This is a genomic window from Dellaglioa sp. CoH-57-MRSF-20 (genome assembly GCF_056781955.1).
Genome location: NZ_JBXAXV010000001.1, coordinates 173,069 through 193,506 on the forward strand (window position 1 = coordinate 173,069; position 20,438 = coordinate 193,506).

General features: G+C 35.5%; 18 protein-coding genes. 15 read left to right on the forward strand and 3 right to left on the reverse strand.

The window, feature by feature from the left end; all coding sequences use genetic code 11:
* Nucleotides 1-23: 23 nt before the first annotated feature.
* The gene (gene araA, locus AC1RPN_RS00830) at nucleotides 24-1,451 is read left to right on the forward strand and encodes an L-arabinose isomerase (protein ID WP_481761007.1); all 1,428 of its coding nucleotides are present in this window, start codon (nucleotides 24-26) and stop codon (nucleotides 1,449-1,451) included.
* Between the two features lie 190 nt (nucleotides 1,452-1,641).
* Here araA and AC1RPN_RS00835 read toward each other — a convergent pair whose 3' ends face one another.
* Both AC1RPN_RS00835 and AC1RPN_RS00840 read right to left on the reverse strand, forming a co-directional pair.
* On the reverse strand, nucleotides 1,642-2,586 hold the full coding sequence (locus AC1RPN_RS00835) for a Dyp-type peroxidase (protein ID WP_481761006.1): 945 nt from the start codon (nucleotides 2,584-2,586) through the stop codon (nucleotides 1,642-1,644).
* 20 nt (nucleotides 2,587-2,606) lie between these two features.
* Nucleotides 2,607-3,560 (reverse strand): NADP-dependent oxidoreductase, encoded by a 954-nt coding sequence (locus AC1RPN_RS00840; protein ID WP_481761005.1) that lies wholly within the window; start codon nucleotides 3,558-3,560, stop codon nucleotides 2,607-2,609.
* Nucleotides 3,561-3,773: 213 nt separating this feature from the next.
* Between AC1RPN_RS00840 and glpK the strand changes: the two genes are divergently transcribed.
* The 13 genes from glpK (at nucleotide 3,774) to dhaM (ending at nucleotide 19,295) form a co-directional block, all read left to right on the forward strand.
* Complete coding sequence (glpK, locus tag AC1RPN_RS00845) at nucleotides 3,774-5,291, forward strand: glycerol kinase GlpK (RefSeq protein ID WP_481761004.1); 1,518 nt, start codon at nucleotides 3,774-3,776, stop codon at nucleotides 5,289-5,291.
* A gap of 13 nt (nucleotides 5,292-5,304) precedes the next feature.
* A complete protein-coding gene (glpO, locus tag AC1RPN_RS00850) occupies nucleotides 5,305-7,125 on the forward strand; it encodes a type 1 glycerol-3-phosphate oxidase (protein WP_481761003.1) in 1,821 nt (606 codons plus the stop codon).
* A gap of 24 nt (nucleotides 7,126-7,149) precedes the next feature.
* Nucleotides 7,150-7,869, forward strand: a complete 720-nt coding sequence (locus AC1RPN_RS00855; protein WP_409022824.1) for an MIP/aquaporin family protein — start codon at nucleotides 7,150-7,152, stop codon at nucleotides 7,867-7,869.
* 185 nt (nucleotides 7,870-8,054) lie between these two features.
* Nucleotides 8,055-8,582, forward strand: a complete 528-nt coding sequence (locus tag AC1RPN_RS00860; protein ID WP_409021765.1) for a GNAT family N-acetyltransferase — start codon at nucleotides 8,055-8,057, stop codon at nucleotides 8,580-8,582.
* 103 nt (nucleotides 8,583-8,685) lie between these two features.
* The gene (locus tag AC1RPN_RS00865; RefSeq protein WP_481761002.1) at nucleotides 8,686-9,624 is read left to right on the forward strand and encodes a dihydroorotate oxidase; all 939 of its coding nucleotides are present in this window, start codon (nucleotides 8,686-8,688) and stop codon (nucleotides 9,622-9,624) included.
* 300 nt (nucleotides 9,625-9,924) lie between these two features.
* A complete protein-coding gene (locus tag AC1RPN_RS00870; RefSeq protein WP_481761001.1) occupies nucleotides 9,925-11,025 on the forward strand; it encodes a lactate oxidase in 1,101 nt (366 codons plus the stop codon).
* Nucleotides 11,026-11,235: 210 nt separating this feature from the next.
* Nucleotides 11,236-12,570, forward strand: a complete 1,335-nt coding sequence (locus AC1RPN_RS00875) for an NCS2 family permease (protein WP_481761000.1) — start codon at nucleotides 11,236-11,238, stop codon at nucleotides 12,568-12,570.
* Nucleotides 12,571-12,598: 28 nt separating this feature from the next.
* Complete coding sequence (locus tag AC1RPN_RS00880; RefSeq protein WP_481760999.1) at nucleotides 12,599-14,386, forward strand: adenine deaminase C-terminal domain-containing protein; 1,788 nt, start codon at nucleotides 12,599-12,601, stop codon at nucleotides 14,384-14,386.
* A gap of 9 nt (nucleotides 14,387-14,395) precedes the next feature.
* Nucleotides 14,396-16,129: an adenine deaminase gene (gene ade, locus AC1RPN_RS00885; protein WP_481761144.1), complete on the forward strand. Its 1,734-nt coding sequence runs from the start codon at nucleotides 14,396-14,398 to the stop codon at nucleotides 16,127-16,129.
* 162 nt (nucleotides 16,130-16,291) lie between these two features.
* A complete protein-coding gene (fba, locus tag AC1RPN_RS00890) occupies nucleotides 16,292-17,155 on the forward strand; it encodes a class II fructose-1,6-bisphosphate aldolase (RefSeq protein WP_481760998.1) in 864 nt (287 codons plus the stop codon).
* 180 nt (nucleotides 17,156-17,335) lie between these two features.
* Complete coding sequence (gene dhaK / locus AC1RPN_RS00895; RefSeq protein ID WP_481760997.1) at nucleotides 17,336-18,331, forward strand: dihydroxyacetone kinase subunit DhaK; 996 nt, start codon at nucleotides 17,336-17,338, stop codon at nucleotides 18,329-18,331.
* A 14-nt stretch (nucleotides 18,332-18,345) separates the two neighbouring features.
* Nucleotides 18,346-18,930: a dihydroxyacetone kinase subunit DhaL gene (gene dhaL / locus AC1RPN_RS00900; protein ID WP_481760996.1), complete on the forward strand. Its 585-nt coding sequence runs from the start codon at nucleotides 18,346-18,348 to the stop codon at nucleotides 18,928-18,930.
* Entirely contained in the window at nucleotides 18,927-19,295 is a 369-nt protein-coding gene (dhaM, locus tag AC1RPN_RS00905) for a dihydroxyacetone kinase phosphoryl donor subunit DhaM (protein ID WP_481760995.1), read from the forward strand. The genes dhaL and dhaM overlap by 4 nt, the downstream gene beginning before the upstream one ends.
* A 48-nt stretch (nucleotides 19,296-19,343) precedes the next feature.
* Here the strand turns inward: dhaM and AC1RPN_RS00910 are convergent, their stop codons facing one another.
* Nucleotides 19,344-19,712: a DUF1304 domain-containing protein gene (locus AC1RPN_RS00910; protein ID WP_409021750.1), complete on the reverse strand. Its 369-nt coding sequence runs from the start codon at nucleotides 19,710-19,712 to the stop codon at nucleotides 19,344-19,346.
* 174 nt (nucleotides 19,713-19,886) lie between these two features.
* On the opposite strand from AC1RPN_RS00910, the gene AC1RPN_RS00915 reads away from it, so the two are divergent.
* On the forward strand, nucleotides 19,887-20,354 hold the full coding sequence (locus tag AC1RPN_RS00915) for a DUF2798 domain-containing protein (protein ID WP_481760994.1): 468 nt from the start codon (nucleotides 19,887-19,889) through the stop codon (nucleotides 20,352-20,354).
* The last annotated feature ends 84 nt before the right edge of the window (nucleotides 20,355-20,438 follow it).

Here is a 20,438-nt window from a genome sequence, read left to right on the forward strand (position 1 = left end):
AAACTATTAGGAGGAATTATATTATGTTAAAAGTTAGTGAAAAAGAATTTTGGTTCGTTGTCGGTAGTCAAGGTTTATACGGTCAAGATGTTTTAGACGTTGTTCAAGGTGATGCAGAAAAAATTATTGATAATTTAAATGCTAGTGGTTCACTACCATACAAAATTGTCTTTAAAGAAGTTGCAACAACTGCTGAAGTTATTACTAACATCATGAAAGAAGCTAACTTTGAAGACAAAGTTGCTGGTGTGATTACTTGGATGCATACTTTCTCACCTGCTAAAAACTGGATTCGTGGAACAAAATTATTACAAAAACCATTGCTACATTTAGCAACACAATTTGGTGAAAATATTCCTTGGTCAACAATTGATATGGATTACATGAACACAAACCAAAGTGCTCATGGAGACCGTGAATACGGCTTTATCAATGCTCGTCTTCAAAAACATAATAAAGTTGTTGTTGGTTACTGGAAAGATGAAGCAGTTCAATCACAAATTGCTGACTGGATGGATGTTGCTGTTGCTTACGGTGAAAGTTTCAACATTAAAGTTGCTCGTTTTGGCGATAACATGCGTAATGTTGCCGTTACAGATGGTGATAAAGTTGAAGCACAAATCAAATTTGGTTGGACTGTAGATTACTTTGGTATTGGTGATTTAGTTGCTGAAATGAAAGAAGTAACTGACGCTGAAATTAATGCAACATATAAAGAATGTGAAAGTATGTACGATATGGTTGTTGGCGACAACGATCCTGCCTTCTACGAAGACCATGTTAAAGAACAAATTAGAATTGAAATTGCTTTACGTAAATTTATGGAACGTGGTGGCTACAATGCATTCACATCTAACTTCGAAGATCTTTGGGGCATGAAACAATTACCAGGTATGGCTGTTCAACGTTTAAACGCTGAAGGTTATGGTTTCGCTGGTGAAGGTGACTGGAAGACTGCTGCAATCGACCGTTTGATGAAGGTTCTTGCACATAATAAAGCTACTGGATTTATGGAAGATTACACGTATGATTTACGTGCGGGTCATGAAGTAACTCTTGGTTCACATATGTTAGAAGTTGATCCTACATTAGCTTCAACAAAACCACGCGTGGAAGTACATCCATTAGGTATTGGTGACCGCGAAGATCCAGCTCGTTTGATCTTTGATGGTTCAAATGGTAAAGGTGTCGTTGTTTCAATGTCTGACTTTGGTACTGAATACAAATTATTAATTAACTCTGTTGAAGGTCAAAAACCAGAAGTTGAAGCTCCTAACTTGCCAGTAGCTCGTCAATTATGGATTCCAGAACCAAGTTTTAAAGAAGGCGTTCATTCATGGATTGAAAATGGTGGTGGTCATCATACTGTTCTTTCAATGAACGTGAAGGAACAACAAGTTGTTGATCTTGCTAAGATGTTTGATCTTGAATATGTTGAAATTAAAAAATAATTAATATTTTAAAGGATATCGCTGTTAAAGCGATATCCTTTTTTTGTGTAAGAAGAGTAATCAAATATGATTTATATCAAATAAAATCGGTGCTTACGAAAATAAAGATTCGTAAGCACCGATTTAGATTTCTAATGATAATAATTGAGAATTTTATCTGCATCTGAAAAAATAATCTCAGACTTTCGTGTTATAGATTTCCATCCACAATTTGTTCTAAAGTTGTTTTTGAAGGGATAAAGAATAAATTACCGGTTTCAGCGGTACTGAAATCTAATAATCGATCACTTTTACTTTCGAACATATTAATGAGCATTCGATTAGTTACTGCAAAATGACGTGCGTAACCAATGAAGTATGTCCCTGTAATGTCTTTCCCAGGTTCTGAGAAGGGAACGTTCATACGGACAATTTTATGCTCAATGCCATCTTTCATATCTTGTGAAGCAACGTTATGAGAATTTGGTAATTTTTCTTCGTCAGTTAATTCTAAATCAGAATCTTTCTTCCGACCAATTGCTTTTTCTTGGTCTTCAGTCTTTAAGGCATTCCAAGCGGCCATATTATGGATATACTTTTGAGCAAAAGCATAAGAACCGTTTGTAAAATCAGGATCTTCGCCCCCAATAACGGCGTAATCGAGTGCTTCATTAACATCTGGGTTTTCAGTACCATCAATGAAACCAATAACGGCGCGGCCTTCAAAATAACGGAAGCCGTGTGTTTCATCTTCTACAGTTGTGACATCCTTAATGAAAAGCATAAATTGCGCCATAACTTCATAGACAACAGCACTTTCACCAGCGCGAACATGAAAGAATAAATCGCCAGGAGTTGAAATGGCAGTGTATTTAGGCCCAACAATTTCTTTAAAATGGGTAAGTTCAACAGGTTTGATAGCATCAGGGAAAAGATAATCCCAAGCATCAGAGCCAAAACCAAAGGCAACTTTTAAGTTAGCTTTTGGATAACGAACGTTCATACTACGGATGATGGCCGGAATACGGTCAGATAGCTCTTGAACTGCTTCTAATTCAACTTTTTGATCTTTGTGATTTAAGTTTAGAATGGTGAAATTAACAGCTTCACCTAAATCTTTATAAACATCTTGTGTTAACTTTTCGTTTACTGACATAATAAATGCTCCTTAGACTTTTAATTTCCTTTAACGATTATAACCATTTTACCTGCATTATGTGGTGAATTTAATTGTTTATGGGTTTCAATAATATCGGTTAAATTAAAGTGATATTTTTTTGCTATTTTAATTTCTAATTCATCTTGCATCATTAAATCTGTTAAGAAAGTTAGCGTGTCACTATCTTTTAACTCTTTAACATTCTCAACAAGGTAGTAATCTGCGAGTGGCTTTGATGCTTGAACAGAGTCGGTTGGAACGCTAACTAACGATACCATTCTGCCGTTTGTCTTCAATGCTTTGACGCCTACCTCACTGCCAAGACCGCCAGGAGTTGCATCAACAACAATGTCAGCCATATCTTTAAAAGTTTCGGCGGGATTTTCTTTATCGTAGGCGCTATAATGATCTGCACCTAGTCGACGAACATAGGGTTCGTTGGTGCTTGAACCACTAGCGAGAACAGTTAATTCCATCAATTTAGCAAGTTGCACTAAAATCGATCCGACACTTCCAGAAGCGCCTTCAATAAAGATGGTTTCACCAGCCCTTGCTTTTGCAAAAAAGTTCAAAATATTGTATGCCGCTATACCAGGTGTTGGTAGCCCAGCAGCTTCAGCAATCGTCATATTATCAGGTCGCTTAGCAATATGTGATGTAAAGACGACAAGTTCTTCTGCGTAGCCACCGAAAGCCTTATGAACAACAACAGCATCACCGATATTAAAATGAGTAACTTCATCGCCAATTTCAGTAATAATACCCGTTACGTCACCTCCAGGTACAATTGGAAATGGTAAAGGCATAACGTCTTTCATATAACCGGCACGTAAAATTGCATCAAATGGGTTAATGCCAATCGCTTCGATTGAAACCCTAACCTGTTTTGATTTAAGCGCTACTTCTGGATTAACTTTTAATTCCTCAAATACGGTTGCGTCACCATATTGGTTAAAGCCAAATGCTTTCATAAGTATAACCTCCCTAGATTAAAATCATATTGGTACTAGTCCCAATATACCATAATTTTAAGAAAAGGTTTACAAAACGAGGGAGAATAACAAATTTTGTAACAATGTATTTTGCGCAATCTAATTGACAACGTATTTTTGAAGATGTATAATATCCATATTGGTAAATGATAGCGTTTTCATAAATAATTAAAAAGAAAGAATGTGAGTTATTTGGAAAAATATATTTTATCTATTGATGAAGGAACGACAAGTACAAGAGCAATTATATTTAATCACAAAGGTCAGAAAGTTTCTGATGCACAACGCGAATTTCCACAATATTTTCCTCAACCTGGCTGGGTTGAGCACAATGCAAATGAGATATGGAACGCAGTATTATCGACAATCGCAAATACATTTATCGATTCCGGGATTAAACCTAAGCAAATAGCAGGAGTTGGGATTACCAACCAACGTGAAACAACTGTTATCTGGGATAAGAAAACGGGATTACCCATCTACAACGCAATTGTTTGGCAATCACGTCAAACGGCAGAAATTGCGGAACAATTAAAACAAGATGGCTATGATGAATTAATTCATGAAAAGACAGGATTACTGATAGATGCCTACTTCTCAGCAACTAAAATTCGTTGGATTTTAGATCATGTTGATGGCGCCCAAGAAAGAGCCGAAAAAGGCGAATTACTTTTTGGAACTATTGATACTTGGTTAACATGGAAATTATCAGGTGACGAAACACATGTAACTGATTATTCTAATGCTAGTCGGACAATGTTATTTAACATTCATGATTTGAAGTGGGATGAAGAAATTCTAAAAATTATGAATATTCCAGCAGTTATGTTACCAGAAGTTAAATCAAATTCTGAAGTTTACGGACATACGAAAGATTATCATTTTTATGGTAGTGAAGTGCCAATTTCAGGAATGGCTGGAGATCAACAAGCTGCTTTGTTTGGTCAAATGGCATTTGAACCAGGAATGGTTAAGAATACTTATGGAACAGGTTCATTTATTGTCATGAATACAGGGACAGAACCTAAATTATCTAAAAATAATTTATTAACGACAATTGGTTATGGGATTAATGGTAAAGTTTATTACGCTTTGGAAGGTAGTATCTTCGTTGCTGGTTCAGCAATTCAATGGTTAAGAGACGGGATGCGCTTGGTGGAACATGCACCAGACACAGAACAAGCAGCTAAAGAATCGACGAATGATAATGAAGTTTATGTTGTACCTGCCTTTACAGGATTGGGAGCACCTTATTGGGATCCTGATGCACGAGGTTCAGTCTTTGGAATTACTCGTGGAACAACACGTGAAGATTTCATTAAAGCAACGTTACAATCATTGGCTTACCAAACTAGAGATGTTGTGAAAACAATGGAACTAGATACGGGAATTAAAATTCCGTTACTAAAAGTTGATGGTGGTGCAGCTAAGAATGATTATCTGATGAATTTCCAAGCAGATATTTTAAATACACCTATCGAACGTGCTCATGACCTTGAGACAACTGCTTTAGGAGCAGCCTTCTTAGCTGGATTAGCCGTTGGTTATTGGAAAGACCTAGAAGAACTCAAAGCTGAGTATACTGAAGGGGATATTTTTAAACCAACAATGCCTGTGGAAGAAAGCGAAGATCTATACGCAGGTTGGCAACAAGCGGTTGAAGCAACTCGAGTATTTAAACATAAACCAATGAAGAAAAACAATAAATAAGGGGGATACAACTATGTCATTTTCAGCAACATCAAGAAAACAAGATATCGAACGATTAAAGAATGAAGAATTGGATTTATTAACAATTGGTGGTGGTATCACCGGTGCCGGCGTTGCTATTCAAGCAAGTGCTATGGGTTTAAATAACGGATTAATTGAAATGCAAGATTTCGCTGAAGGAACATCATCGCGTTCAACAAAATTAGTTCATGGTGGTATTCGTTACTTGAAGACATTCGACGTCGGAGTTGTTTCTGATACTGTTCAAGAACGTGCAGTGGTTCAACATATTGCACCACATATTCCACGTCCACAATCAATGTTATTGCCTATTTATGATGAACCCGGCGCAACTTTTGATATGTTCTCAGTAAAAGTTGCAATGAATTTATATGATCAATTGGCAGGTGTTGTTGATCCTCAATGGGTTAACTACACAATTTCTAAAGCAGAAGTTTTACAACGCGAACCACAATTAAAATCTGATAAATTAATGGGTGGCGGTGTCTACCTTGATTTTAAGAATAATGATTCACGTTTAGTTATTGAAAATATCAAAAAAGCACATGAAGATGGCGGCTTGATGGTTAGTCGTATCAAGGCTTTAGACTTATTGCATGCTGACGGTAAAATTACTGGTGTTCATGTATTAGATTTAATTAGTGGCGAAGAATTTGATATTCATGCTAAATATGTTATTAATACAACGGGTCCATGGTCTGATTTTATCCGTAAAATGGATACTGATGAAGATTTTGTACCACAAATGCGCCCAACAAAAGGTGTTCATTTAGTTGTTGATTCTAAAAAATTAAATGTACCACAACCAACATACTTTGATTCTGGAAAACAAGATGGTCGTATGATCTTCGTTGTGCCAAGAGAAGATAAAACATATTTTGGAACAACAGATACTGATTTCCATGGTGATTTTGAACATCCTCGTGTTGAACAAGAAGATGCTGATTACTTACTTGATATTATTAACGAACGTTTCCCAACAGCTAATGTCAAAATTAGTGATATTGAATCAAGTTGGGCTGGATTACGTCCATTGATTTCATCAAACGGAAGTTCAGATTACAATGGTGGAAACTCAGGTAAAATTAGTGAGAAGAGTTTCAATGATGTTATTAACGTTATTGAACGTTTTGAAAAAGATGAAGTAACTAAAACAGATGTTGAAGATGTCTTGAATGATTTGGAAAGTACACTTTCTGAAGATAAGACAAGTGCATCACAAGTTTCACGTGGAAGTTCATTGACTATTTCAAAAGATGGCTTATTAACATTAGCTGGTGGTAAAATTACAGATTACCGTAAGATGGCTGCCGGTGCCATGGCTGCAATTACAAAATTATTGAAAGATAATTATAGTCAAGAATTCAATGCGATTGATTCTAAAAACTTACCTGTTTCAGGTGGTGATATTGATCCTAACAACGTTGAAGCAACAATTAGTTTCTTCGCAAAACAAGGAATGGACAATGGGTTGACTGAAGAAGAAGCTACAGTATTTGCTAACTTATTTGGTTCAAATGCAGCACGTGTATTTAGTCAAATGACTCACGTTAAAGCAGCAGAAGGACTTTCTTTAGGTGAAACAGCTAGTCTTCACTATTCAATGGAAGAAGAAATGACGTTAACACCAACTGATTACTTAATGCGTCGTACTAACCATATTCTTTTCCATCGCGATACATTAGATGCTGTTAAAGTTGGCGTAATTAACGAAATGGCAAGTTACTATAGCTGGACTAAAGAAGAAAAAGCAAAACAAACTGCAGATTTAGATGCAACAATTGCAGAATCAGATATGAATTACTTAAAATAACCATCAAAAATAGGGGTGAGTGTGATGACAACAAGTCTTATGACGCAACTTTTGGGTGAATTTTTAGGCACAATGATTTTAGTATTATTAGGTAATGGGGTTGTTGCTGGTGTTTCGTTACGTAAGTCAAAAGCTGAAGGTGCTGGTTGGATTGCAATCACATTAGGTTGGGGAATTGCCGTAACCTTGGGTGTCTATGCGTCAGCCTTTATGGGACCAGGACATTTGAATCCAGCTGTAACTTTGGCAATGGCAATTGTTGGTAAGATTGCTTGGTCTTCTGTATTACCATATATGGTTGTCCAGGTTGCTGGTGGTATCGTTGGTGCTTTTCTGGTATGGGTTCAATACATGCCACATTGGAAAGAGACGAAAGATTCTGATGCAATATTTGGATCATTCGCAACTGCTCCTGCAATAAAAAGTAATCTATATAACTTTTTAAGTGAATTAATTGGGACATTTGTCTTAATCTTTAGTTTGCTAGCATTCACAAAAGGTAACTTTACAGATGGTTTAACACCAGTCGTTGTTGGTATCTTAATTGTTGGTATTGGTCTTTCACTTGGTGGGACAACTGGTTATGCAATTAATCCGGCCCGTGATTTAGGTCCTCGTATTGCACATGCTATTTTACCAATTGCGAACAAAGGTGGATCAGATTGGTCATATAGTTGGGTACCAATTTTCGGACCATTTGCTGGCGCAGTGATTGCCGCAGGGTTATTCTTAGCTGTAGCATAGGTTAAATGTCTGAAATAATTTATTATTAAGTTAAACCTCTATTATTGAATTTTAATTCAATAATAGAGGTTTTTTATAGTAAATTTTAAAGGGTATTTTTATTGTATATTGATAAATTATGCGATATAATAATTTTTCAATCGTATTTATACGAATAGATTAAGCATAATAAAGGATGTGTAACAGTGACTGTATCTTACTTAAGACTGGCAACGCCAGAAGACTTACCAGCAATTACAGGAATTATTGAGGAAGCAAAAGCTTACCTTAAAGAACAGGGAATTGACCAATGGCAAGGTGCTTACCCGGCGGCGAACCATTTAGAACAAGATATTAAAGATCAATTGACTTATGTCTTAATGGTTGGAGATGAAATCGCAGGAACTGCTGCACTTTGGCTAGGAATAGATCCTATGTATCTTAACATTGAAGATGGCGAATGGATTAATGGCCCACAAGCACGTTATTCGGCTATTCATCGAGTTGCTGTTTCTTCAAAATTTAGAGGTCAACGTTTATCAGAAAAAATGATTTCAGGCTTATTAACAATTGCGAGATCATTGGGTTACAAAGATGTTCGCGTTGATACACATCCTGAAAATAAAGGGATGCAACATGTCATTACCTCAAATGGATTTGATTATAAAGGTATCATTCATATGGAAGATGGCGTTAACTCAGCACGATATGCTTACCAAATTATTTTAAAATAAAACGTTTAAGACAGCGAATGATATCGCTGTCTTTTTTTGTGAAAAAAGTAACAATTTGAATTTTGATAAGGTATACTAGTATCAATATGAAGGAGGGATTTTTTTGATTTCAACAGCAACGACTTTAGCGGGTTCAAATTTTGATAATTGTATGATGAATGCATCGGGTGTTTATTGTATGGATAGCGACGAATTACTTGCCGTCGAAAGTTCTAAGGCGGCAACTTTTGTAACGAAGAGTGGCACGCTTCAACCACGTAAGGGTAATCCAGAACCTCGTTATTTTGAAACAGAATTCGGTAGTATTAATTCAATGGGCTTACCAAATAATGGCGTTGATTACTATTTAGATTTTGTCTCTCAAAATCAGATAAACCATCCTGGTAAAACATACTTTTTATCAATTACGGGTTTTAATCTAGCGGAAGATCTCGAGTTACTTCAAAAAGTAACAGATTCAGATTTTGCAGGAATTGTTGAATTAAATTTATCTTGTCCTAATGTACCAGGAAAGCCCCAAACGGGTTATGACTTTGAAACAGTTGATGCGATATTAAAAGCTGTTTTTAATAGTTATCACAAACCGTTAGGAGTTAAATTACCACCGTACTTTGATATTATTCATTTTGATCAAATGGCTGCTATTTTAAATAAATATCCATTGTCTTATGTCAATAGTATCAATAGTATTGGGAATGGACTATATATTAATGATGATACAGAAACGGTCGTTATTAAACCCAAGCAAGGTTTTGGTGGTATTGGCGGCGAATATGTTAAGCCGACTGCTTTAGCTAATGTACATGCGTTCTATCAACGATTAAATAAGAATATTCAAGTAATCGGAACTGGTGGCATTCAAACTGGTAAAGATGTTTTTGAACATATTCTATGTGGAGCAAGTATGGTGCAAGTTGGAACAGCGTTGATGGTTGAAGGACCCGCTGTTTTTGAACGACTAACAACTGAGCTAGAAGAAATTATGGCAGAAAAAGGGTACCAAAGTATTGAAGATTTTAGAGGAAAATTGAATTATTTATAGGGATGAGATAGGGAAAATTATACCAACTTTATACGAAGGTATATGGGCAAACAGCTGAAATTAGTCATGGACTAATGGACTATAGACGTAACGATATTTAGCTTTAAATGGAATGAGATAATTTACCTAATTAAATGGTGAATTATCTCATTTTTAATTAATAGAATAGTGTTAGTAGTAGTTAATATTTATAGATAAAAAAATATTAGTAGTTATGTGTGCAAACGCTTGCACAATGCTTTATTCAGTGCTATTATTTAGACAAGATAAGTTGGGTGCAACATAAAAGGGGAGTTTAATATGACAGATTACATTACAAGCGATTTAGAAAAAGATATTACCGTTATTAATGCTTTTGATTTAGAAAAAGATGCAGAAAAGATTATTCCAAAGGGTGGATTTGGTTATATCTCTAGTGGAGCTGGAGATTTGTATACTTTAGAAGAAAATATAAAGGCATTTAATCATAAACTAATTAGACCTAGAGTGTTACAAGAAATTGATCATCCCGATACAAAAACAACTATTTTCGGAGATGAAATCACATCGCCTATTATTATGGCACCAGTTGCTGCACATGCATTAGCTCATGTTAAAGGTGAAATTGATAGCGCTAAGGGTGTTTCAGATTATGGTTCAATCTACACAGCAAGTTCATTTGCAACGAAATCATTTAAAGAAATATCAAGTCAAGCTAATGGTCAACCACAATGGTTCCAATTCTATATGAGTAAAGACGATGGTATTAATCGTAATATTATGGATGAAGCAAAAGCTAATGGGGTTAAAGCAATTGTTTTAACTGCTGATGCAACTGTTGGTGGTAATCGTGAAACAGATAAACGTAATGGATTCACTTTCCCACTAGCAATGCCAATTGTTCAAGCTTATCAAAGTGGTGTTGGTCAAACAATGGATGCTGTTTATGGTTCAGCAAAGCAACGCTTAAGTCCAAAAGATGTTGAATTCTTAGCAGAATATTCAGGTTTACCTGTCTTTGTTAAAGGAATCCAAGGTGGAGAAGATGCAAGTGTTGCAATTAATTCAGGTGCTGGTGGCGTCTGGGTTTCAAATCATGGTGGTCGTCAAATTGATGGCGGAATCGCTGCATTTGATGCACTTCAAGAAGTAGCAGAAACTGTTGATAAGCGTGTGCCTGTTGTCTTTGATAGTGGTGTAAGACGTGGAGCTCATGTTTATAAAGCCTTAGCAAGTGGTGCAGACTTAGTTGCAATCGGTCGCCCAGTTGTTTATGGCTTGGCACTTGGTGGTCATAAAGGTGTTCAAAATGTCTTTAATTACTTCCAACATGAATTAGAATTAACAATGCAATTAACTGGAACGCATAATATTGATGAAGTTAAACGTACTAAATTAATCGATAATCCTTACGGAAATTAAAAAAATATAAAAGTTAGTTAGCACTTAAAAACTGTTAGATTGGTTGTTAAAACCTTTTTAACAGTTTTTTTATTTTTGAAAATAGTCAAAACACGAACTTTAAATGTTAATAAATCTACAAAAGTGCGTATTTTGTATTGATTTTTTATTTAATTCGCGTAATATACTGTACATAATATAAAAAATCACAACATAGGGAGATTATATTGCATGAATAATACAGAGGGAAAATCAGGTATTTTTGATCGGTTATTTCATATTAATGAGTCAGGTTCAACGGTTAAACGTGAATCAATGGCTGGATTAACAACTTTCGTATCTATGGCTTATATATTATTCGTTAATCCTCAAGTTTTGGGCGCTGCGGGTATGGACAAAGGAGCTGTGTTTACAGCAACAGCAATATCTGCCGCGTTCGGTTGTTTCTTGATGGCATTCTTAGCTAATTATCCTATCGCAATTGCTCCAGGATTAGGTGACAATGCATTCTTTACTTATTCAGTTGTTATTGGAATGGGTATTCCATGGCAAACGGCAATGGCCGGTGTTGTGGTTGCCTCAATTATCTTTATGCTTATTACGTTCTTTAAAATTCGTGAAATTGTGATAGATGCAATTCCACATGACTTAAAATTAGCAATGGCCGCAGGTATTGGGTTGTTTATCGCTTTTGTTGGATTACAAGAAGGTGGACTTATCATTGGAAACCAATCAACATTGGTCGCGATTGGTTCACTAACGGTGCCAACTACATGGCTGACAATTTTTGGACTCGTTGTGATTGTTATCTTAATGGCTAAAAAAATTCCTGGCTCAATCTTTATTGGAATGGTTGCGACAACTATTTTAGGGTTAGTTATGGGACTTATCAAATTACCAACACATATTATTTCTTCTGTTCCAAGTTTGGCACCAACATTTGGAGTAGGGGTTGAAAATTTACATAAAATTAACTCACTTCAACTTTGGTCTGTTGTTTTAATATTCTTGATGGTAGCCTTTTTCGATACGGCGGGAACTTTAATCGGGTTAGCTACTCAAGCAGGATTTATGAAAAATAATAAAATGCCACGAGTTGGTCGCGCGTTATTATCTGATTCTGCTTCAATGTTAGCCGGATCTGTTCTGGGAACAACACCAACTGCTGCTTATGTTGAATCATCAGCTGGAATTGCAGTTGGGGGAAGAACTGGACTGACATCATTAGTTGTCGGGTTTATGTTCGTTCTAAGTTTATTCTTTTCACCACTTCTGACAGTTGTGACATCACAAGTGACGGCGCCCGTTTTAATCGTTGTTGGTATTTTAATGGCACAATCATTAAAGGGTATTGATTGGGGTCGATTTGAAGTAGCAGTACCAGCATTTTTAATGGTTGTCGGAATGCCTTTAACTTACAACATCTCGTATGGTATTGCCTTTGGTTTCGTATTATACCCAATTACAATGATGGCAGCAGGTCGTAGAAAAGAAATCGGGCCTGTAATGTATATCTTGTTCTTTGTATTCCTATTCTTACTTTACGTATTAAATATTCTTCAATAACATATAAAATTGATGGGTGGATAACTAAATGACACAGACGTTAGCACAGTTAAAAGACTATATTTCTGCAGGTGCAGCAAAAATTCCTGCAGATTTAGTAATCGAAAATGGCAAGTTAGTTAATGTTATGACAAGTGAGATTTATCAAGCAAATGTAGCTATCTATAAAGAGAAAATTGTTGCGATAGGTAATATTGAAGCTTATATCGGCAATGATACGGAACATATAGATGCAACTGGAAAGTATATAACGCCAGGATTAATTGACGGACATATTCACGTTGAATGTAGCAAAATGAGTATGACAAGTTTTGCTAATGCTGTTGTACCTTTTGGAACAACGAGTATTATTTCTGGTTTAGATGAAACAATATCAGTTGCCGGACTAGAAGGTGTTCAAGAAGTTTTTAAAGAGGTAGAAAAATTACCGCTTAATTTATTTTGGGGTGCACCATATAAGACACCATATACAATTCCAAAATCAACAATTGCTTTTAACATCGATTCAGATGTTCAAGAAACAATTCAAAAATGGACAGAATGTTACGGTATCTGGGAAACGGTTAGAGAAGCTGTTGAAACACAAGATGAAGATACGTTAAAAACGTTGGTTCACGCACAAAATAATCACCAACCCATTTTCGGTTGTGCACCAATGGCAACCGGATTGAAATTGAATGAGTATTTAGCAAGTGGTGTTCGCTTAGATCATGAAAGTTATAGTCATGAGGAGCTTGTTGAAAAAGCACGGAATGGGATGAATATTTTAATCAGGGAATCATCCGTTACACATTTCTTGGCAGAAAATATTCGAGCAGTTACTGAAGTTAATCCAGCAATTGCACGACATGTTAGTTTCTGTACAGATGATGTAACTGCATCTGATATTTTACAAAAAGGACATCTTGATAACCTTGTTAAATTAGCTATTCAAGCAGGTGTAGAACCAATTACAGCAATTCAAATGGCAACAATAAATAGTGCTGAAGCTTATCGAATTGATGATCAAGTTGGGTCTGTATCGCCAGGAAGACTTGCTGACATATTGATTGTTGATCAGCCAAGTTCATTTAATGTAGAAATGGTTATTAGTCGGGGCAAAGTTGTTGCCAAAAATAAAAAAATAAGTGAAATGTTGATTGCACCAATCAGAAGTAATTTATTTAAAGGCCAGTTGAAGCATGAGTTAACCTCTGAAAAAGATTTTGAATATAAAGTTAATGAAAAAGTAGGAATGGCAACTGTCCAAACAATTAATAGTCAGGGTGCTTTTGTTCGAAAAAGAAAAGATGTTGAATTAACGATAGAAAATAATATCGTACAACCTAGTCCAGAAAAAGATGTCGCTTTAGTTTCTGTATTAGAACGATTTGGTAAAAATGGAAATCAGGCACTTGGATTTACATCTGGATGGGGCTTGAAAAAAGGGGCAATGGCATCATCTTCTGCACCTGATGATAATAATATTGTCGTTATGGGTGTCAATGCAAATGATATGTCGATTGCTACAAATGAATTAATTAAAGCAGGCGGTGGTCAAATTGTTGTTATTGATGGAAAAATTATTTCATTTTTAGCATTACCTGTGGGTGGTATCATGAGCGACTTATTACCAAGTGAAATTGAAACTGGCGAAATTGCGCTAAGAAAAGGGTCAAATTTAATGGGTAGTGATTTACCTGATCCAATATTTTATATGTCATTTTTACCAATTACGGCAATTCCAGATTTGGCAATTACTGATTTAGGCATGGTAGATTGTGTCGCTTTAGAAATAGTTGATCCAATTATTAAGATATCATCTCTTAAAGGATAAGGAGTTATGATGGAAAAAGAAAATTTAAAGAAGTTAATTGATGTTGCTGCTGGCCGAATTCCTGCTGATTTAGTCTTAACTAATGGCAAAATTATTGATGTTTATAATGCACAGGTAATGACTGGGGATGTCGCAATTGTTGATGGCCTTATTGCTGGAATCGGTGGCCAATATGATGGGGATAAGACGGTTGATGTTCATGGTCAATATATTTCACCAGGATTTATTGATCCACATATTCATATAGAATCTGCCTACGTTGGACCAGAAGAGTTTGGCCGTTTAATAACGCCGCATGGGACAACAACGGTCATGGCAGATCCACATGAAATTGTGAATGTAGCGGGCCTAGTTGGACTCGACTATATGATTAATGCAGCTAAAGAAACAGCCCTTAATATCCAATACATGCTGCCTTCATGCGTTCCAGCAACAAAAATGGAAAATTCTGGAGCGGTTATTTCGGCCAAAGACATGATTAAACCACTCACGAATAATGAGACAAGTGGCTTAGCTGAATTTATGGATTTCCCTGGTGTGATTAATGCTGAGAGTGATATTTTAGATAAATTACTGGTCGCAAAAAATTTAAATAAACGAATTGATGGGCATAGTCCTCAAGTTTATGACAAAGATTTAAATGCCTATATTGCCGCAGGAATTCAAAATGATCATGAATGCTCAACCCTTGAAGAAATGCAAAATCGATTAAGCCGTGGTATGTACGTCTTCCTACGTGAAGGATCTGTCACGCATAATTTAAGAACACTATTAAAAGGTGTCACAACCACTAATTCTAGAAGGGCCATTCTATGTGGAGATGATGTCCAAGCGAAAACAATTATTGAAAAGGGTCATTTAGATAATAGTTTGAAAATTTGTATCGAAGAAGGTATAGATCCTTTAGTTGCCATTCAAATGGCGACACTTAATACCGCTGAGTGTTGTGAGCTTAAAGATAGAGGTGCTATTGCACCTGGACTTAGAGCAGACTTAACAATTATTAGTGATTTAACGGATATGCTAATTTCAAGTGTCTATATTGCTGGTGAAAAAGTTGCTGAAGAGGGAAAATATTTACTAGAAACTAAAAGCTATACAATTGATAGTGTCCAATCGTCAGTCCATTTAGCTAACTTTAGTCAAGAAAAATTAGTTCTGCCTCTAACAAGTAATAGAGTTCATGCAATTGAAGTAATTCCTAACGAAGCAATTACAATAGATAGAGAAATTAATGTTAGTCGTGATGAACTAGGTAATTTTATCTACGATTCAAGTATTCCAGTTTCTAAAATTTCAGTTATTGAACGGCACCATGAAACGGGAAATATTTTCACGGGTGTCTTGAAAGATTACGGTATTAAACATGGGGCAATTGCTATTTCTATTGCACATGATTCACATAATTTAATTACAACAGGAACTAATGATCAAGATATGGCGTTGGCAATTGAGACTTTGAAAGATATTCAAGGTGGGATGGTCCTGACAAAAGATAACAAAGTTTTAATATCAATTCCATTGCCAATTGGCGGATTGATGAGTGACCAATCTGGAGAATGGATATCAGAACAGCTTGAACTATTTAATAAAGTTGCTTATAGAGAGCTCGGCATTAATGATACGGTGGATCCTGTGATGACATTAAGCTTTATGTCGTTAGCGGTGATACCGGAATTGAAAATAACTGATATGGGTTTAATTAATATCAATGAATTTAAATTTGAAGATGTTAGTGTGTAAGTCTGTTAAATCAATGATGAACGGTTGCCTTTATATTAAAATTATTGATAATTAGTTTTATTTAAAAAATGAAAGTTTTATCTGATGATTAAATGTGCTAAAATGTACCTGTATTAAAAAATGCAATACAGACGTATTGTAATTTATCTAGGAGGACTTCAAATGTCATTAGTAAATGGTACAAGTATGTTTAACGCTGCTCGTGAAGGTCATTACGCTGTTGGTGCTTTTAACACAAACAACTTAGAATGGACTCGCGGTATTCTTGCTGCAGCCCAAGAAAAAGGTGTTCCAGTTTTAATCCAAACATCAATGGGTGCTGCAAAATATATGGGTGGATATGAATTAGCTTTACACCTTGTTCAAGACACTATTAAATCAATGGGTATCACTGTTCCCGTTGTTATGCATTTAGATCATGGTGATTTTGAAGCTGCTAAAGAATGTATCGAAGTTGGTTACAACTCAGTTATGTTTGATGGTCATGATTTACCATTTGCAGAAAACTTAGAAAAAACAAAAGAAATCGTTGCTTTAGCACATGCTAAAGGTATCTCAGTTGAAGCAGAAGTTGGTTCAATTGGTGGAGAAGAAGATGGAATTGTCGGAGCTGGTGAATTAGCTGACGTTAACGAAGCTAAAGAACTTGCTGCAACAGGAATCGACTACTTAGCTTGTGGAATTGGTAATATTCATGGCCAATACCCAGCTAACTGGACTGGTTTAAACTTCGATCGCTTAGCTGAATTAGCTGCTGTAATCGAACAACCACTTGTATTACATGGTGGTTCAGGTATTCCTAAAGACCAAATCCAAAAAGCTATTAAAATGGGTGTTTCAAAAATCAACGTTAATACTGAATGTCAATTAGTATTCGCTGCTGCTACTCGTAAATATATTGAAGAAGGTAAAGACCAACAAGGTAAAGGTTATGACCCTCGTAAATTATTTGCACCAGGTACAAAAGCAATCACTGATCTTGTTGAAGATCGTATTGAATGGTTCGGTACAAGCGCAGCTAAATAATTTATTATTTAGTTCTTTCAAAAAGAGTTTTCAAAATCGTTATGATTTTGGAAACTCTTTTTTTGTGTCTTGAGAATTGAATGGTCATGGAATTATTAATAAAAGCTAGTTTAATTGGTTATTTGTAAACGTTTGCAATATAATGGAGAAGTACCTAAAACAGACAGAAAAGGGGATACTATGAAAAAAATAATTAATGATCCAAAAAATATTGTAAGTGAAATGGTTAATGGGTTAGTTAAGGCTTATCCACAATACCTACGTAAAATTGATAGTACGGAAGCTATGGTTAGAAGTGATGTGGCATCGATGGAAGATAAAGTTGGACTCATTAGTGGTGGTGGAAGTGGACATGAACCTGCCCATGCTGGTTTTGTAGGTCCCGGTATGTTGTCAGGTGCAGTTGCTGGACAAGTTTTTACTTCACCCACGCCAGACCAAATTTATGAAGCAATCAAAGCTGCTAATCACGGTAAAGGTGTTTTCTGTATTGTGAAAAATTACTCCGGCGATGTCATGAATTTTGATATGGCCAAAGAATTTGCTGAAATAGATGAAATTAAAGTGAAATCAATTGTTGTAGATGATGATATTGCAGTTGAAGATAGTCTATATACACAAGGAAAACGTGGTGTTGCGGGAACAGTGTTCATGCATAAAATATTGGGTGCTGCTGCAGATCAAGGAGCTACATTAGATGAAATAGATGAACTTGCTAAAAAAGTGATGCCAAATATTAAAACAATTGCGATTGCATTGAGTGGTGCGACCGTCCCAGAAGTTGGTAAACCAGGATTTGAACTTGCAGATGATGAAGTTGAATATGGCGTAGGAATTCATGGTGAACCCGGATATCGTCGTGAAAAATTAAAACCTTCTAAGGAATTGGTTGAAGAGTTACTAAGTAAACTAAAAGTTGCATTTGATATGAAATCTGATGATAAATATGCCGTTTTAGTTAACGGATTAGGAGCAACACCGTTAATGGAACAATATATTTTTATGAACGATACGCTTGATCAATTAAATAATAAAAAAGTCGATGTCGCATTTACAAAGGTCGGTAATTATATGACATCATTAGATATGGCTGGAATTTCTTTGACATTATTTAAAATTGAAGATGATAAATGGCTTTCTTATTTAAATTATACGGTAGATACAATCGCTTGGTAAGAGGAGATAATAAAATGCTAACAATTGAAAATACAACAGAATGGTTCCAGATTTTTTCAGAGAAAATAAGTGAAAATAAAGCTTATTTGAGTGAGCTAGATACACCAATTGGTGATGGAGACCACGGAAATAATATGGCTCGTGGTGCCGAAACAATTCAAGATTTATTAAAAAATCAAAAATTTGAATCCTTATCAGACTTATTTAAAAGTGTCGCAATGGCCTTTATTAAATCTGTTGGTGGTGCTTCTGGGCCACTTTATGGAACGGCTTTTATTGAAATGTCTAAATTAAGTAAAGAAACAAATGATCCAGCTAAATTAATAGCTGCGGGACTAGATGGTATTAAAAGACGCGGTGATTCAGATGTTGGAGCTAAAACCATGATTGATGTTTGGAATCCAGTTTTAGGGGATATTAAAATGAAGCAAATAACAGTTGAAAAAATACAAGCAGATGTTGAAGCAACCAAAGAGCTTGTTGCAACAAAGGGACGTGCATCATATCTCGGAGAACGTTCTGTCGGTCATGTTGATCCAGGAGCTATGTCGAGTGGCTATTTATTTGAGGCATTACTGGAAACGGGGGTGCTAGTATGACATATGGGGTTGTAATTGTATCGCATGTTCCTGAAATTGCAGAAGGTATCAAGCGACTATTAGATCAAGTTGCAGCAAGTGTCTCAATCACAACAGCTGGTGGGACTGATGATAACGGAGTTGGTACATCATTTGATAAAATCCAAGCAGCTTTTGACGAAAATAGTGCCGATGAGTTGTTAGCTTTTTATGATTTAGGAAGTGCTAAGATGAATTTAAATATGGTCATGGAATTCACAGATAAAAAAGTTCATCTGTACGATACAGCTTTAATCGAAAGTGCTTATACTGCTGCATCTCTTTTAGAGGCTGATGTTAAATTAGCTGATATTGAGGTTCAACTTGAAGCGTTAAAAATTAAATAGCGTAAAAAAATAACGTTAATCTTAATGATTAACGTTATTTTAGTTAGTCTATAAAGCTAAAGTAATTGCGATAAAGGCCAGTAATGCAGGTAATCCTTGTACTAAAATTATTTTTTTTGCAGATGTTAAACTACCAAAAACAGCAGCAATAAAAACAAATCCTGTAAAAAGCAACAACATTGATTTAAGCGCAGCACCAGTTAGAATGAAAAGTACAATCATTAGACCGATACTAATAAAACCATTGTATAGCCCTTGATTAGCCATTAATACTTTTGATTCTTTCTGATTTAAAAATTCTGGTCTTAATTCAAAGGCTTTTTGAGCGATTGAACTAGTTGAGAAAAATAGTTCAAGAATCATAATAAATAAGTGTTCAAGTGCAACAATCCAAGATAATATAAGTGCAATTAACATAGAAATCTCCCCTTAATCGTTATGGATATAGTATAACGTAATGTAATTGGTAGCACAATCAATCGATTTAATCGCTTACAATGAGAATGCTTTAATATTCAAAAAAAAGACTTATGACAGTGAGTTATTTTGTGTAACATTATATTTTATTAAAGTTATTAAGGAGAATGATATATGCCAACAAATGCAAAAGAAGGAATTATTTTTACAACATTAATGTGCTCGATGATGGTTTTCGTTATGAGTGCATACAATTTATTATTAGTCGGAAAACTAGGTCTTGTGACGTTATTACTTGGATTCATTCCTGGTTTTATTGTTGCTTTTATCTTAGATGTTTTAGTTGTCGGTAAAATTGCGATGGCAATTGCTGATAAGTTACCTCTTAATCATGATAAAATGTGGCAAATGATTCTCGCAATCTCAGGAATGATGATTTGTGGAATGGTCGCTTTTATGTCACTTTATGGGTTACTTATTGAAGGTGGTATGCCTGCTCATTTCTGGTCTGCTTATCTTTCTACTGTTGGACACAATATTATTGTTGCGGTACCGTTACAACTAATTATTGTTGGACCAATTTCAAGAAAAATTTTAAGCATGATTCATGCAAAAGATGAAGCTAAAAGAGTCACACAATAATCGTTTATATTTATAGAAGATTCACCAGTAAAATGGTGAATCTTCTTTTAGTAAAGGCTTGTATTGGAATGACATCGCCTAAAG